Source organism: Alteromonas sp. BMJM2 (assembly GCF_027257845.1).
Lineage (GTDB): Bacteria > Pseudomonadota > Gammaproteobacteria > Enterobacterales > Alteromonadaceae > Alteromonas.
The window spans coordinates 319,267-335,102 of the sequence record NZ_JAPVOT010000001.1 but is presented as its reverse complement, the minus strand read 5'-3'; the positions used below and the strand labels follow the sequence as shown (position 1 = coordinate 335,102).

Below are 15,836 nucleotides of genomic sequence, written 5' to 3'. Positions count from 1 at the left end.
CCAACAAACTCTGATCAGTCTGCTCCGCATAAAGTCGGAGCAGCTCGTTACTTTTTATTATTCAGATTTTTCAGTATCTTTCTTGGCGTTTTGCATTTTTGCTTTCAACGCTGCCAATTCGTCGTCTACTTTATCACCCGCTTCTAACTCTGCGAATTCATCCTGTAGCGACTTCTGAGCCAGGTCATAAGATTCTACCTGTGACTCTAGGTCATCAATCTTGCGCTCGTATTGCTCAAAGCGACCCATAGCATTATCCATTTTGGAACTGTCCAACGTCTTCTTAACTTCAAGACGAGAGCTAGCCGTTTTCTGACGCATAATGATGGTCTTCTGGCGACTTTTAGCATCCGCGAGCTTATCTTGAAGTTGCCCAATTTCATCCTGAAGTTTACTAATCTGAGCATCAACAATCGCCAGTTCTTTAGTTAATGTCTCCGCTGCTTCTGCAGATTTTTTCTTCTCCTGCAGTGCTGCTCTGGCCAGGTCCTCACGATCTTTGCTTAAGGCAAGTTCTGCTTTTGACTGCCAGTCGGCGGCGTCACTCTCATATTTTCCTATTTGGCTTGCAATATCTTTTTTGTTAGCAAGAGTCTTAGCTGATGCAGAACGCACCTCAACTAAGGTGTCTTCCATTTCCTGAATGATAAGACGAACCATTTTTTCAGGATCTTCAGCCTTATCTAATAATGAGTTTATGTTTGAGTTCACAATATCTGTAAAACGCGAAAAGATACCCATAATAATTACCTCTTAATGAAAATCTGGTGGTCATGTATTCTTGTGGAACTATGACTGACATTTTAAAAAATTTTGTATAGAAGAGTATTCAATTTGCTTGCCAACCTGCAAGAACTCGTAAGCACCTAAATATAAAAGCATTTTTTTAATTCAAATAATGCTCGTTTCTCAATTTTTTTTGTTCTACACTATTTATTAGTCGAAATGACTAACAATTGAGAGATTTAATGAGCCGATATCGCCAACAAGACAATCTGCTAGGCCAAGCAAATAGCTTTTTAGAAGTTTTAGAACAAATTTCACAAATTGCGCCGTTAGACAAACCCGTGTTGGTCATTGGCGAACGCGGGACAGGTAAAGAACTTATTGCTGCTCGCCTGCATTTTCTTTCAAAGCGCTGGGACCAGAATTACGTCAAGCTCAATTGTGCGGCGCTGAATGAAAGCCTTTTGGAAAGTGAACTATTTGGTTACGAAGCAGGCGCATTTACCGGTGCAGCGAAGCGTCGCGAAGGGCGTTTTGAAGTGGCTCATAACGGGACTCTTTTTCTTGATGAACTTGCTAACACATCAGGGCTAATTCAAGAGAAGCTGCTTCGCGTAGTGGAATACGGCGAATTTGAACGTGTTGGGGGCAGTAAGTCAGTTAAGACTGATGTTCGCCTTATCGCAGCGACAAATGAAGACCTCCCGGCTCTTGCTGATGCCGGCGAGTTTAGAGCAGACTTACTCGACCGCCTTGCCTTTGATGTTATTACTATTCCCCCTCTTCGCGAAAGAAGAGAAGACATCATGATGCTAGCTGAAAACTTTGCAATTAATATGGCTCGCGAGCTAGAAATGGAGCTTTTCAGCGGATTTACTGAAAAAGCGAAGCGCACGCTGCTTGAATATGAGTGGCCAGGCAATATTCGTGAACTTAAAAATGTGGTTGAGCGCGCTGTATACAGAACGAACAATCCCCACCTGCCGGTACATGAGATTGTACTCGATCCCTTTGAGTCGGCGTTTAGGCCAAAAAATAGAATTCGAACCCAAGATAGAGTTTCAACGCCTGATAAAGCTACAACGCACGGTAAAACCTCTAGCTATAGCGCAGCAAATGACATTGGGAACTCAGAAACATTGCCACCAAACATAGGTAGTGCCGTTGATGATATCTCTTCGCAAGCGCTATCAGCAAGGGTGGATTCTATTGCCATTGACTATCCTATCGACTTAAAAGAGCGTTCACAGGAGTTTGAAATTGATATCATCAAGCAGGCGTTATCAGATAGTCAGTTTAATCAGAAAAAGACAGCAGAAAAACTCAGCCTAACGTATCATCAGCTAAGGGGTTACTTGAAGAAGTACAACCTGTTAGATTCATCTGCGCAAGACTTAGAAGCGTAGGCCTTTAAGCATAGGTTGGCGGCATAACGCAATTCGAATGATACTTAAAGCTATATGCGCAAACCTCGAATCGTAAACACTGAATCGCAGAGACTGGGGCGTGAAAATTGAGGCAACAAAAATGATGAGCAGTGTTATCAAGCGCCTTGCGGTTTGCGCTAGCACAGCACTACTTGTGGTGTCTTGTGCAAAGCAAAACAAACAACCCTTTTACAACACTGGAGTAGTGTATTGTTCTGAGAGTAATCCGGTTACTTTCAACCCCCAACTTGATACCTCAAGTACAACTTCAGACGCGACTTCCCATCAACTTTACGACAGATTACTCGACTTCGACCCCGACTCTGGCCGAATAGTACCAAGCTTAGCAAGCAGTTGGTTGGTCTCAGACGATGGATTAACTTATGTATTTCAACTGCGAAGAGGCGTCGCGTTTCACACCACACAATTTTTCACGCCAACCCGTAACTTTAATGCCAACGATGTCATTTTCAGTATTAATCGGTGGAGACTTGATTCTCATCCTTTTCACAATGTTTCAAGCGGAAGCTACCCCTATTTTGAAAGCTTAGGTTTAGCAGACAATATTGCAGACGTAACGCGGGTAAATGGCTATCGTATTGAAATTACACTTAAGCGGCGAGACAGTTCGTTTCTTGCCAACTTAGCGACCGACTTTGCCGTTATATTATCTGAAGAGTATGCCGAGCAACTCTTTGAGCAAGGAAATCCCAGCCAAATAGATCAACTGCCTGTTGGAACTGGTCCTTACCGATTTGAAAGCTTTCGCAAAGATAGCTACATCAAATACCTTCATCATGAGGATTACTGGCGCGCTTTTGAAGGACAAGCGCTTGAGGAAAGTAGTGATGACAGTGATAACATTTTGGCTAGCGAACAGGGGGCTGCTGACAGCGCAGACGTTAAAGTGGAGACAGGTAAAAAGGCCTCAGGCTCCTCAGACGCAAGTGTAAAACAACTCATTTTTGATATTACCCCCCGCAGTTCACTGCGCCTCGCGAAGCTAATGACCGGTGAATGTGATGCAACGGCCTTCCCTGCACAAACAGAGCTTGAAGTAATAAGGAATAGAGAAGATCTTACCTTAGCAGAGAAGCCCGGTTTGAATATTGGGTTTTGGGCCTTCAACACCCAGCGGCCCCCTTTTGATAACCCTAACGTAAGGCGGGCACTCGCTTTTGCTATCGACAAGAATACGTTACTAGAGGCAGTGTATTTCGACAGTGCATCTAGAGCAAAGAGCCTTTTACCTGCGGCCAGTTGGGCATATCAAAATGATGCAGACGATACCGCGTATAACCCTGTACTCGCGAGAAGCCTGCTGGCAGAAGCCGGTATTGAGCCGGGATTTTCAATGACCATATGGGCTATGCCGGTTGAACGTGCCTACAACCCCAATGCGATAAAGATGGCAGAACTCATCCAGCGTTATTTACGAGAAGTGGGTGTTGAAGCCAATATAGTCACATATGACTGGAAAACATTTAGACGTCACCTGCAAGAGGGTCTACATGATTCGGTGTTGATAGGTTGGTCTGCGGATAACGGCGACCCCGATAACTTTTATCGCCCTCTACTTAGCTGCGGCGCCATTCCATCGGGTACCAACAGAGCAATGTGGTGCAATGAGGATTATGATAGGCTTATCGACGCAGCATTGAAAACAGAAGATCTTGATAAACGACGAGCTATTTATCATCAAGTGAACCGACTTATGTACGAAAGACTTCCGCTGGTGCCAATTGCCCATGCTTATCGCTATCAAGCCTATAGAAATGAAGTGAAAGGAATGACCATTAATCCCTTTGGCGGCGTCCGTTTTGGTGGAGTTGAAAAAGTACTGTGATTCGGATATTAGCACGCTACAGCATTCTTTTTGTCCTAACTCTATTAGTGTTAGCCGTCATGTCATTTTCCTTGGCCTATCTGTTTCCGGGGGATGTATTAGAAAACCTGACTGGCATTGTGCCCGCCAATGACGCTCAGCGAATGGCATTAGAACGCCAGTTTCGTCTTGATCAGTCTTATATTGTGCAATTTTTTTATTACCTCACAAACCTGTTTGCGGGAGATTGGGGATATAGCTTCACCTCAGGAATTGAGTTGCGAGATGAAATTGGTGTAGCACTACCCGCTACCATTGAGCTAGCCACTTATTCAATGGTGGTTGCTTTGGTTATCGGGATCCCATTGGGTTATTACTCGGGAATGCGCTGCTATTCAACCTCTGACTATATTATTAACACGAGCAGTATCACTACCTACTCTTTCCCTGTATTTTGGCTAGCGCTGTTGCTTATTCTTGTGTTCAGTCTGCAACTAGACAAAGCCCCTCTTTCTGGTCGAGTAAGCCTGTTGTTTAATGTTGAGCCTGTGAGTGGATTTATACTGCTGGATATATTGCTGTCTGACATGCAAAACAAAAGCCTGGCGTTCAAAGATGCGCTCTCTCATTTAACCCTTCCCACCATTGCCATTGGTGCAGTCTCAACGGCTTCTATGGTAAGAATAACGAGACGCTCTGTTATCGATGCTAGGCACCAGCCTTATATCGCTGCAGCAGTTTCTCGCGGGTTGTCTGGGTGGCAAATTTTCTTTCGGCACATTTTAAGAAACGCCCTGCTTCCCATACTGCCATTGATGGCTATTCAGATAACAACCCTTATTACCAACACAATGATTGTAGAGACACTATTCTCGTGGCCAGGGATTGGCAATTGGTTAATTCAGGCTATTTATCAGCGGGATTATCCTGCGCTGAGAGTAGGCATGCTGGCGGTATCAACACTGGTTATTACGCTAACCATCACTGTTGATATGTTTAATCGACTCATAGATCCAAGTAGAGAGAAGTACGAGCATGCCGCAATATAGTTTGTACGAAGAAGAGTTTCATCCCTCACCATGGCACCGAACATGGCGTGCGTTTAAAGCAAGTCATATTGCAATGGCAGGTGCTGTGCTGCTGTGCGTATTTGTAGTGTTTGCTTTGTTTGCTCCTTTTTTAACGCCATACGGCGCTAATGAGCAAAATATCGATGGCCTGTTAGTACCACCGAGCTGGATGGGTAATGGTTCAATTTCTCATTTATTTGGTACCGACTCTTTAGGTAGAGACCTTTTTACTCGCGTTATCTATGGTTGCAGGGTTACCCTAGGCTCTGCGTTTATTACCGTGGTATTGGCCATGCTGGTTGGCGTAAGCCTCGGCGCTTTTGCGGGCATGCTTCGGGGCGTTCGTTCAAGTATTGCCAATCACCTGCCAGACGCACTAATGGCCATTCCAACGTTGCTTATCGCCATTATTATTGTGGCTATTTTTGGCACCGGGCTCGTCAACAGTATGTGGGCGATTACCCTCGCGCTCATTCCTCAGTTCGTCCACCACACCCGCAGTTTGGTGCGCAGTGAAATGAAGAAAGACTATATTGTTGCTTCGAAGCTTGATGGGGCAAATAAATGGCAATTATTTACTTACTCCATTTTACCCAACATGACTGAAATGCTGGTTGTTCAAGGCACAATTGCCCTTTCTATCGCTGTTATTGATATTTCTGCACTGGGATTTTTAAACCTCGGTGCACAATCCCCGCTGCCAGAGTTAGGTGCCATTTTATCAGACGGGCTAGATGTTACTTACTTGGCGCCCTGGAACGTTGCACTTCCCGGCATGGCCATTTTCTTTTTGGTACTTTCAATTAACGTCGTTGGTGACGGGCTGCGTTCGGCCTTGAGAAAAAGGGTGAATCACTAAAATGCCAATGCTAGATATAAAAAACCTGACGCTAGAAATGCATAGCAGTGAAGGTACCATTAAGGCATTAGACAAAGTTAATTTGACTGTGAGCAGTGGAGAAATTCGCGCTCTAGTTGGCGAGTCTGGTTCAGGTAAGAGTTTAATCGTATCAGCGATATGCGGTGCTCTGCCCTCCGAGTGGTCACTTACTGCAGATAGAATGAGCTGGAACGGAGAAAATCTACTCGGTATGTCTTCACAACAACGACGTGAAGTCATGCGGCGAGAGATTGCAGTAGTATTTCAAGATCCGCAAACCAGCTTAGATCCTTCAGCCACTCTGGGTGAGCAGCTTGAAGAGAGTATTCCTAGTGAGTTTGTACAAGGGCGCTGGTTTTGGCAACGTGCTCAACAACGCAAAAAAATTGCTATCAGCACGGTTCATAAAGTGGGTATTAAACACCATAAGCACTACCTGAGTGCTTACCCTCACCAAATTCCTAGTGATATTGGTCAAAAATTTATGATTGCCATGGCGCTGGTTTCACAGCCAACGCTACTTATTGCTGATGATCCTACCCGCGGTATGGAACCCACAACAAAAACACAAATTTTGAAGCTTTTTACGCGTTTGAATCAAACCCGCTCTCTGTCTATCTTGTTTGTGAGTCATGACCTTCTCGCTATTGCTAGTATGTCGCACACGATGACGGTGCTATATGCGGGGCAGACGGTGGAATCAGGAAAGATGAAGCATATCAAGAAGCGGCCGCTACACCCTTATACAAAGGCACTTTTAGACAGTGCCCCAAGCTTTAGAAAAGATTTATCCCCGAAGTCTCATTTACCCACTATTGCTGGATCAATTCCTACGTTGCAGCATTTACCCATTGGCTGTCGATTAGGTCCGCGATGCCCACGAGCCCAGCGTGCTTGCGTACAAACGCCAGCAGTACGCCGCATCCACGATCACAGCTACAGTTGCCACTACCCTTTGCATATGGAAAAACTATGACCGACGTCATGCAGGTTAAGCAGCTTAAGTTTATACATAATGAAAAAAAACGCTGGTTGAAACGTCCAGAAGTTTTCGAATTAGGCCCTGTAGACCTCACCGTGAAACGTGGAGAAACCGTTGCAATAATCGGTGAAAATCGCTCTGGTAAATCATTGTTAGCTAAGTTACTTGTTGGGGCCGTTCGTGCTGACGAGGGCGAAATTGAAATTAATGAGCACAAGTATTTAGCCAAATACAAATCGAAAGACGGTCAGCGAAAGCGAACCCATGACATTCGAATGATTTTGCAGCACAGCAATGAAACCATGAACCCTTCGGTACCGGTAGGTCGCATCCTCGACGAACCTTTGCGATTGAATACCACACTGGAATCTGACGAGCGTAGGAAGATTATCGAAGATACCCTAGTGAAAGTAGGATTGTTAAGAGAGCATTTTTATTTTTATCGCAATATGCTCTCAGACGGTCAACAGCAGCGTATTGCTCTTGCTCGCGCAATCATGCTTAAACCGAAAGTATTGGTAGCAGACGAGCCTTTTGCCGCTCTTGATCCCTCTATTCGCTCGCAAACTGTCAATCTCATTTTAGAGTTACAACAAGAGCTTGGGTTGGCCTTTATTTTTATCAGCCACAATCTAGGAATTGTCCGCCATATTGCAGATAAAGTGATTGTAATGGAGCGAGGTCAAATTGTTGAAGAAGGTAAGACAGAAACTATATTTCGCTGGCCCCAACACACTCGCACCAAAAAACTGGTCACGGCCTACCATTCTCTTGTGCCCCAGCAAACTATTCGTTGAAACATCTGCCAGCTATCTTTTACTGGTTCTAGTGTGTGTTGCCCTTTGCTGCCAATTTTGCAGCCTAGATCAACACACCCGGGTTACTCATTCCTCGTTACCAAACTCTCGTTAACCTGCTTTTTAACCTACGAGAGCAAGCAAAATACCGGCGGCTACTGCTGAGCCCAACACGCCAGCCACATTCGGCCCCATAGCATGCATAAGTAAGAAATTATGTGGATTGGCTTCTAAACCTACTTTATTCACTACTCGCGCTGCCATTGGCACAGCAGAAACACCAGCGGCGCCAATTAACGGGTTAATCGCACCACCGCTTAATCGACTCATTAATTTTGCCATAAGTACACCAGTTGCCGTACCAATAGCAAACGCAATCGCACCTAGCCCTAGAATGCCGAGTGTTTCTACGGTAAGAAACGCCTCTGCCGATAGCTTTGAGCCAACAGCCAGACCAAGAAAGATGGTAACCGTATTGATAAGTTCATTCTGTGCAGTATTGCTTAGCCGGTCTACAACACCACATTCTTTCATTAAGTTACCAAAACAAAACATGCCCACAAGAGGAGTTGCCGCAGGTAAAAACAGAATCGTTAGAAACAATACCGCGAGCGGAAAAATTATCTTTTCCCTTTTTGACACAAAGCGCAATTGCCCCATTTTAATCTCTCGCTCAGCCTTGGTAGTTAGCGCTTTCATAATAGGGGGTTGAATAATGGGCACTAGCGCCATATACGAGTAAGCCGCTACTGCGATAGCACCTAGCAAGTCTGGTGCTAAACGGGAGGCAAGGAATATTGCGGTAGGCCCATCTGCACCCCCTATGATGGCAATCGCACTGGCGTCTTTTAAAGTGAATTCGAAACCTGGCAGCAAATTTAAAGCGATGGCACCAAAGAGCGTAGCGAAAATGCCAAATTGAGCTGCCGCGCCCAGTAATAGCATTCTTGGATTAGCGATAAGCGCACTAAAATCGGTCATGGCCCCAACCCCCATGAAAATAAGGAGTGGGAACACACCGGTATCAATACCGATTTTATAAATATAGTGCAGCAGCCCCCCTGCTTCTGAGAAGCCCGCTATAGGAATATTGGTGAGGAGCGCGCCAAATCCAATGGGTAACAGCAAAAGAGGCTCAAATTTCTTAACGATGGCTAAATAGAGCAACCCAAAGCCCACCAACATCATAATAAGTTGGCCAACCTCAAAATGGGCAAGTGCGGTACTATCCCAAAGCAGTAGTAACTTATCCATGTATTACCCCAACGAAATAAGTGATTGTCCGCTGCTAACAGCGTCGCCATCGCTAACGAGAATATCGCTAACTGTGCCTGTATAGGCAGAGCGTATTTCCGTTTCCATTTTCATGGCTTCTAAAATAATCACCACATCCCCTTCGGCAACGCTATCACCATTGCGCACCAAAACCTTAAAAATGTTACCGGCCAATGGCGCATCGATAATTTGCGCAGCGCTTGCTTGAGGTGCTGATGCAGCTTGATTTGACGCTTGGGCTTGATTTGCAGGCTTAGCAGCACTGGCTGCAGTATTGCCGTTCACCTCAGAAACTTGTTTTAATGCGCCTGAAGGAGCTACCTCTACGTGATAAAGCTTTCCATCAACGTTAACGTCATACGCGGCTGCATTTGCTTGTTCAGACGTCACCTGCTGGGTTTGGCCTTCTTGGGCAGCATTTTTAGTAGAAGATGAGTTCTTGGTATTGCTCTTAGTACTGCCCTTTGAATTCTCATCGAGCGTCGGCGCAGCCTCAAATGCATCAGGGTTCCCTCGATTGGTAAGAAACTTAAGACCAATTTGAGGAAAGAGTGCATAGGTCAACACGTCATCAATTTTGCTTTCACACAGAGCAATGCTCTTTTTGTCCGCGAGTTCATCTAATTCTTTTTCAAGTTTAGTGAGTTCAGGTGAAATGTTATCAGCAGGGCGACATGTTATTGGCTCTGCTCCGTCTAGCACCCGCGCTTGTAACTCGCTGTTCACCGGCGCTGCAGTTGCACCATATTCACCTTTTAAAACTCCGGCGGTTTCTTTAGTAATACTTTTGTAACGCTCTCCCGTGAGTACGTTTAATACAGATTGGGTGCCCACTATTTGAGACGTTGGTGTTACTAACGGTATGTAACCGAGGTCTTCACGAACCCGCGGAATTTCTTTTAATACTTCTTCAAATTTGTCTTCTGCACCTTGTTCTTTTAGCTGGCTTTCCATGTTGGTCAGCATACCACCAGGAACCTGAGCAAGAAGGATGCGCGCATCCACACCTTTCAAGCTGCCTTCAAACTGACTGTATTTTTTTCTGACTTCGCGAAAGTAACTGGCGATCTCTTCTAAATGTGGAAGTGATATTCCCGTATCTCGCTGAGTACCCTCAACAATAGATACCATTGTCTCAGTGGCCGTATGACCATATGTCATGCTCATTGACGAAATGGCGGTGTCCAGCATATCAATACCTGCATCAATAGCCTTTTGATAAGTGGCCGTGCTTAACCCTGTTGTTGCATGACACTGCATTGCAATAGGCACGTTAACTGTCTCTTTAAGCCCTGCGATCAATGCCTCGCACTCGTACGGTTTAAGCAGTCCCGCCATATCTTTAATGCAAATTGAGTGGACGCCAAGATCTTCTAACTGCTTTGCCATCTCAAGCCAAGTATCTAATCCATGTACCGGACTCACCGTATATGAAATGGTCCCCTGCGCGTGGGCTCCGCTATCAATGGTAGCTTTAATGGCTGTTTTTAAATTGCGAATATCGTTCATCGCATCGAATATTCTAAATACGTCCACACCGCTTTCGTGAGCCCTTTCGACAAACCGCGTCACTACATCATCGGCGTAGTGACGATATCCGAGTAAATTCTGTCCGCGTAACAACATTTGCTGCCGCGTATTTGGCATCGCTTTTTTTAGTTTTCTTATGCGCTCCCAGGGATCTTCCCCTAAGTAACGGATACAGGCATCAAAAGTCGCCCCTCCCCAAGACTCTACAGACCAAAACCCAGCGCTATCTAATTTTTCAGCTATTGGCAGCATATCTTCTATTCGCATTCGTGTGGCGAGTAAAGATTGATGTGCATCACGTAAAACAAGCTCGGTCAGAGCAAGTGGCTTTGTCATGGTAGTTCCTTGAGGCTATATATTTTTGTTAGATTGACGGTGAGTATGAACAGCAGCGGAGATGGCGGCGATGATATTGCCATCAATACCTGGCTGCGCTGAATGCTTGGGTCTACTGGTAGAAACTGACTCTGAGTCAACCTCGCCGGGGAATGCTTTACAAAAGCGCGCAATAAGATGGATCCCTAAAATAAGTAAACCAAGAAAGGAAAATACAAACAGCATACCTATTAGCATAAGTGAAGCCGCTTCCATTAGCAGGCTAGTAACTGAATCGGTGTTCATGTGAACTCGCTTTAATAAAATCTAAGATAAACAATTATCATGGGGTTTATAAAAACTCAACTACGCATTGTGATAAATGCCATAAAGATGAAAACTGTCGGTTTTTGATTGTGATTTTAGCAAGTGCAGAGGTGCACAATTTTTAAAAGAGAATATTTAAAAAGAGTGTATTAGTGCACGCCATGTAGAAATGGGGAAGCTTGGGTCATTTTGAGGCAGACATAAAAAAACCCACCTCAATGAGGTGGGCTTTCTTATATGGCGCGTGTGGAAGGATTCGAACCTCCGACCGCCTGGTTCGTAGCCAGGTACTCTATCCAGCTGAGCTACACACGCGTAAACTGTTTTACTTTCGACTTTTACATCAAAAGGTGACGCTTCAAAATAAGTGGCGCGTGTGGAAGGATTCGAACCTCCGACCGCCTGGTTCGTAGCCAGGTACTCTATCCAGCTGAGCTACACACGCGCAATAAACTTTTTGTCGACCGCCACTATCAACGAATAATGGCGGAGAGGGAGGGATTCGAACCCTCGGTACGAATTAACGTACGGTTCCTTAGCAGGGAACTGGTTTCAGCCACTCACCCACCTCTCCTTGAGTGCGGGATGCATTTTACGGATTCATTGGCCTGAGTCAAACCTTTTTTAGGAAGAAAGTGTTCGTCCGCTGTCATTTTAAACGATTCGTTTAAAAAACGCGTTAATTGTATACCAATCACACGCCCCTCGCCTACTGTTACCTCGTCAATCAATCATTGCCGGCAGATTTTGGGCTAATACATCTTTTTAAAAATACAGAAACAAAAAAGGCCGGCGTGCGCCGACCTTTCACAGTAAAGCTATATTAGCATTTATTCTTCAGAGCCTGGCTGACCGCCTTTTTCTGCCTGAATACGCATGTATATTTCTTCACGGTGCACAGAAACTTCTTTTGGTGCATTAACACCTATTCGTACCTGATTCCCTTTGACGCCTAGTACAGTAACAGTAACATCGTCACCAACCATAAGCGTTTCACCAACTCGACGAGTCAAAATAAGCATTCGCTTGCTCCTGTTCCTTTATATTTACCGTTTCCATTAAAATTTGCTAACTCGCTGGCACGACCCAGCGAAAGCACAGTGATTCCCTGTTTCTGTGTCACTTCAAAAACTCACTGTTATATGCACTGATCATTATAGCTTATCTTGTAACCAAGCGTTAACCGAATCTAACGCTTGGTTAAGATTTTCAGGTTTGTCGCCACCTGCCTGCGCCATATCAGGCCTACCGCCACCTTTGCCACCAACTTGCGAGGCGATGAAATTCACCAACTCGCCGGCTTTTACTTGACTAGTAAGGTTTTTAGTAACACCAACAATAAGGTTAACTTTTGAATCGTTTGCTACACCTAATACTACGATGCCTTCGCCAATTCGGTTCTTTATGTCATCCATCATTGAACGCAATGACTTAGCTTCCACACCTTCTAAATTGGCGACCAACACTTTAACGCCATTTATCTCTACCGTATTACTAAGCATATCAGCACCTTGCTGACTTGCCAGTTTTTGTTTGGCCGCAGTGAGTGCTTTTTCTAACTCTTTAGTATGATTTTGTAATGTTGCTACCCTATCCACCACGTTTGCGCTGTCTGTTTTCAACATTGCCGATAGCGACGCAAGCGTAGCCTGCTGGTTTTGCATTACACTTAAAGCCTCTTCGCCTGTCACTGCTTCTAAACGACGTACGCCAGATGCAATACCTGCCTCACTGGTAATCTTCAGCAAACCGATATCACCGGTTCTCGTTACGTGAGTACCGCCACAAAGCTCTACAGAAAACGGCCCCATCTTTACAACGCGCACTTTTTCGTCGTATTTTTCGCCGAACAACGCCATTGCGCCTGACGCTTTTGCGTCCTCAAGCTCCATTAGCTCTGTAGATAGGACATGGTTTTCTCTGATTTGTTCATTGACTCGACGCTCTACTTGCGCAATTTGCTGTGGCGTCACGGCTTCAAAGTGAGAGAAGTCAAAGCGCAAGCGAGGAGCCTCAACCAAAGAGCCCTTTTGCGTGACATGCTCGCCCAGTATCTCCCGAAGCGCGGCGTGTAATAAGTGAGTCGCACTGTGGTTCTTTTTAATTGCCTCTCGGTTGGCAACATCAATAGATGCAGTGGCTGTATCACCTTTTTTCACTGTACCTTTAGCAACCCCTCTATGAGCAAATGCTTTACCCATCTTTTGAGTGTCTGATACAACGAATTCACCGCCTGCTACGCTTAGTATGCCTTTATCACCAGATTGACCACCGCTTTCCGCATAAAACGGCGTGCTGTCTAGCACCACAACACCTTCTTGACCATCTTCTAAAGTGGCGACGAATTCATTGTTCGCAATTAGCTCAACAACCGTTGCACTGCCGTCAACGTCGGTGTAGCCAGTAAAGGCGGTTTCCTGTTCAACCACCAACCTACTATTGTAGTCGGTACCAAAATTACTCGCTTGTTGCGCCCTTGCTCGTTGCTGCTGCATGGCAGACTCAAAGCCTTCCTCGTCAATTTTAAGCTCGTGCTCTCTTGCTACGTCGTTAGTCAAGTCAACAGGGAATCCGTAGGTGTCGTAAAGCTTGAACACAACATCGCCGGGGATAGTGTCGCCTTCTAGTGATTCTAGCGTCTCGTTAAGCATGGCCATTCCGCGGGCAAGTGTCTTACTAAACTGCTCTTCTTCCACGCGAAGTACTTTTTCTACTACTGGCTTTTGGTCAACGAGCTCTGGGTACGCTTCGCCCATTTCAGTAGCCAATGAGGCTACCAGTTTGTAGAAAAAGATATCATCAGCACCAAGCTTATAGCCATGGCGAACGGCACGGCGGATAATACGGCGAAGTACATAGCCGCGACCTTCGTTAGACGGCATAACACCATCACAGATTAAGAAGCTGCACGAACGAATATGGTCGGCAATCACTCGCAACGATTTATTCTCTAAATCATCGGTACCGACAATTGACGCCGCTGACTTAATAAGATTTTGAAATAAATCGATTTCGTAGTTGCTGTGCACGTTTTGTAAAATGGCAGAAATACGCTCAAGTCCCATACCGGTATCGATAGAGGGTGCAGGTAGAGGCTCCATGCTGCCATCAGCCTGCTTGTTGTACTGCATGAATACTAGGTTCCATATTTCAATGAAACGATCGCCGTCTTCCTCTGGCGTGCCAGGAGGACCGCCCCAGATATGTGCACCATGATCATAAAATATTTCAGAACATGGACCGCAAGGCCCTGTATCACCCATAGACCAGAAGTTATCAGAGGTACTTATGCGAATGATTTTCTCTTTAGGAACGCCAATGTGATTTTCCCAAATATCAAAGGCTTCATCATCTTCAGAGTAAACAGTCACCAATAGCTTCTCTGAAGGAAGGCCCACTTCTTTGGTTAAAAAGTTCCAGGCAAATTCAATCGCTTCTTTTTTAAAGTAATCGCCAAAGCTGAAGTTACCCAACATTTCAAAGAATGTGTGGTGACGAGCGGTGTAACCTACGTTTTCTAAATCGTTGTGTTTACCACCGGCGCGTACACAGCGCTGAGAAGACACTGCACGAGAATAACTGCGCTTATCTGCGCCTAACAAGGTGTCTTTAAATTGATTCATGCCTGCATTAGTAAAAAGAAGCGTTGGATCATCTGCAGGTACCAGTGACGAGCTAGCGACGGCGTGATGGCCATGACTTTTGAAATAATCTTTGAACTTGTTGCGTAAGTCAGCAGTTGATATTGTCATTGAAAACCTAACTTCCTTTATACATTAATGAGACGGTGCGAAGCCCTTACTCGAAATTTTTGCTTTAGCCACTCACAATTCCATAACCCAACATAACCCAACAATTTCATAGCAAGGAAAAGTGCGTAAACAACAAAGTGAAAAGTCGAGTAAAATAGTGAACCAAGAGATATCCGCGTCGCGTGGCGTTATGCTCGCACAATTTTGCGAAACAATAGCACGAATAGTGGTTTTCTGTTAAGCCTAAGGGAGCTATGTAGTAGGCAATTTTTTACTAAACATCACCGAAACTGTAGCTAAAATAAAATTGTAGGTACATTTACTCGTTACTTACAGCATAATATCTCGTTGCTTACCGCATAGTCACTCGTTGCTTACCGCATAGTCTATATGCTCTTGGTAAAACCCTCGGTATTGTAAAAAGCGCTTTTGTTTTTGACGCAGGGTGAAGTCTGTCTCAAAGAATTCGCCAAACTTTTTCACTTTTGCCGTTTTGGCGCTTTCAAACCAATCTGCTTCAATTTCCTCAAACGCCTCTCGAACATATCCTTCATCAACACCGTATTGTTGCAGGTCTAGCTTTATCACTCTTGGGCCCTTACCTTTCAAATACAGCGCCCTTGCCCTGCTTTGAGCAAATCGCTCGTCACTTTGAATATCGGCTTCACGAAAGGCATCTAGAATTGGTAAGAACGCTTCGTTCTCAATGCCTTTTTGCGTAAGTTTACGCACTATCTCACTGTAGCTATGCTCTCGTCGTGCCAGCATGCGGGTAATCGCGTCGATAATGATCTTTCGGTCAAACTCTGACATTTTGTGACCCTACTTGTTACTGTTTTCCGTAATTATTCAAATATTAAAATTACGGCATGGGTGATGTGGTTTGATTAGGTCCCGTTGACTTAGTGTGAAACAGTATTTTATTTCGTA

13 protein-coding genes and 3 tRNA genes are annotated in these 15,836 nt (G+C 44.9%); 6 read left to right on the top strand and 10 right to left on the bottom strand.

All coding sequences use genetic code 11. From position 1 onward, the window contains the following. Positions 1-57 precede the first annotated feature (57 nt). The gene (pspA, locus tag O9X84_RS01475) at positions 58-741 is read right to left on the bottom strand and encodes a phage shock protein PspA (RefSeq protein ID WP_269517729.1); all 684 of its coding nucleotides are present in this window, start codon (positions 739-741) and stop codon (positions 58-60) included. 227 nt (positions 742-968) lie between these two features. Between pspA and pspF the strand changes: the two genes are divergently transcribed. The 6 genes from pspF (at position 969) to O9X84_RS01445 (ending at position 7,707) form a co-directional block, all read left to right on the top strand. Next, positions 969-2,132, top strand: a complete 1,164-nt coding sequence (gene pspF, locus O9X84_RS01470; protein WP_269517728.1) for a phage shock protein operon transcriptional activator — start codon at positions 969-971, stop codon at positions 2,130-2,132. Between the two features lie 121 nt (positions 2,133-2,253). Further along, positions 2,254-3,999, top strand: a complete 1,746-nt coding sequence (locus tag O9X84_RS01465) for an ABC transporter substrate-binding protein (RefSeq protein ID WP_269518001.1) — start codon at positions 2,254-2,256, stop codon at positions 3,997-3,999. Beyond that, positions 3,996-5,027 carry an ABC transporter permease gene (locus tag O9X84_RS01460; RefSeq protein WP_269517726.1) on the top strand — a complete coding sequence of 344 codons (1,032 nt, stop codon included), beginning with the start codon at positions 3,996-3,998 and terminating at the stop codon, positions 5,025-5,027. The genes O9X84_RS01465 and O9X84_RS01460 overlap by 4 nt, the downstream gene beginning before the upstream one ends. After that, positions 5,014-5,907, top strand: coding sequence for an ABC transporter permease subunit (locus O9X84_RS01455; RefSeq protein WP_269517725.1), 894 nt, complete (start codon positions 5,014-5,016; stop codon positions 5,905-5,907). Before O9X84_RS01460 ends, O9X84_RS01455 begins: the two co-directional genes overlap by 14 nt. A 1-nt stretch (position 5,908) precedes the next feature. Continuing rightward, positions 5,909-6,904 (top strand): peptide ABC transporter ATP-binding protein, encoded by a 996-nt coding sequence (locus O9X84_RS01450; RefSeq protein WP_269517724.1) that lies wholly within the window; start codon positions 5,909-5,911, stop codon positions 6,902-6,904. Continuing rightward, positions 6,901-7,707 (top strand): ATP-binding cassette domain-containing protein, encoded by an 807-nt coding sequence (locus O9X84_RS01445; protein ID WP_269517723.1) that lies wholly within the window; start codon positions 6,901-6,903, stop codon positions 7,705-7,707. The genes O9X84_RS01450 and O9X84_RS01445 overlap by 4 nt, the downstream gene beginning before the upstream one ends. Positions 7,708-7,830: 123 nt before the next feature. Here O9X84_RS01445 and O9X84_RS01440 read toward each other — a convergent pair whose 3' ends face one another. From O9X84_RS01440 to O9X84_RS01400, 9 genes are all read right to left on the bottom strand, one after another. Beyond that, a complete protein-coding gene (locus O9X84_RS01440) occupies positions 7,831-8,961 on the bottom strand; it encodes a sodium ion-translocating decarboxylase subunit beta (protein ID WP_269517722.1) in 1,131 nt (376 codons plus the stop codon). Positions 8,962-8,964: 3 nt separating this feature from the next. After that, positions 8,965-10,848 carry a sodium-extruding oxaloacetate decarboxylase subunit alpha gene (gene oadA, locus O9X84_RS01435; protein WP_269517719.1) on the bottom strand — a complete coding sequence of 628 codons (1,884 nt, stop codon included), beginning with the start codon at positions 10,846-10,848 and terminating at the stop codon, positions 8,965-8,967. A 15-nt stretch (positions 10,849-10,863) separates the two neighbouring features. Beyond that, entirely contained in the window at positions 10,864-11,133 is a 270-nt protein-coding gene (locus tag O9X84_RS01430) for an OadG family protein (RefSeq protein ID WP_269517718.1), read from the bottom strand. Positions 11,134-11,392: 259 nt separating this feature from the next. Then, positions 11,393-11,469, bottom strand: a tRNA-Arg gene (locus O9X84_RS01425). 53 nt (positions 11,470-11,522) lie between these two features. Continuing rightward, positions 11,523-11,599, bottom strand: a tRNA-Arg gene (locus O9X84_RS01420). Between the two features lie 39 nt (positions 11,600-11,638). Then, positions 11,639-11,728 (bottom strand) — tRNA-Ser (locus tag O9X84_RS01415). A gap of 256 nt (positions 11,729-11,984) precedes the next feature. Then, a complete protein-coding gene (gene csrA, locus O9X84_RS01410; RefSeq protein WP_269517717.1) occupies positions 11,985-12,176 on the bottom strand; it encodes a carbon storage regulator CsrA in 192 nt (63 codons plus the stop codon). 132 nt (positions 12,177-12,308) lie between these two features. Continuing rightward, positions 12,309-14,906 carry an alanine--tRNA ligase gene (gene alaS / locus O9X84_RS01405; protein WP_269517716.1) on the bottom strand — a complete coding sequence of 866 codons (2,598 nt, stop codon included), beginning with the start codon at positions 14,904-14,906 and terminating at the stop codon, positions 12,309-12,311. Positions 14,907-15,269: 363 nt separating this feature from the next. Beyond that, positions 15,270-15,719, bottom strand: a complete 450-nt coding sequence (locus O9X84_RS01400; RefSeq protein ID WP_269517715.1) for a regulatory protein RecX — start codon at positions 15,717-15,719, stop codon at positions 15,270-15,272. Between the last annotated feature and the right edge of the window lie 117 nt (positions 15,720-15,836).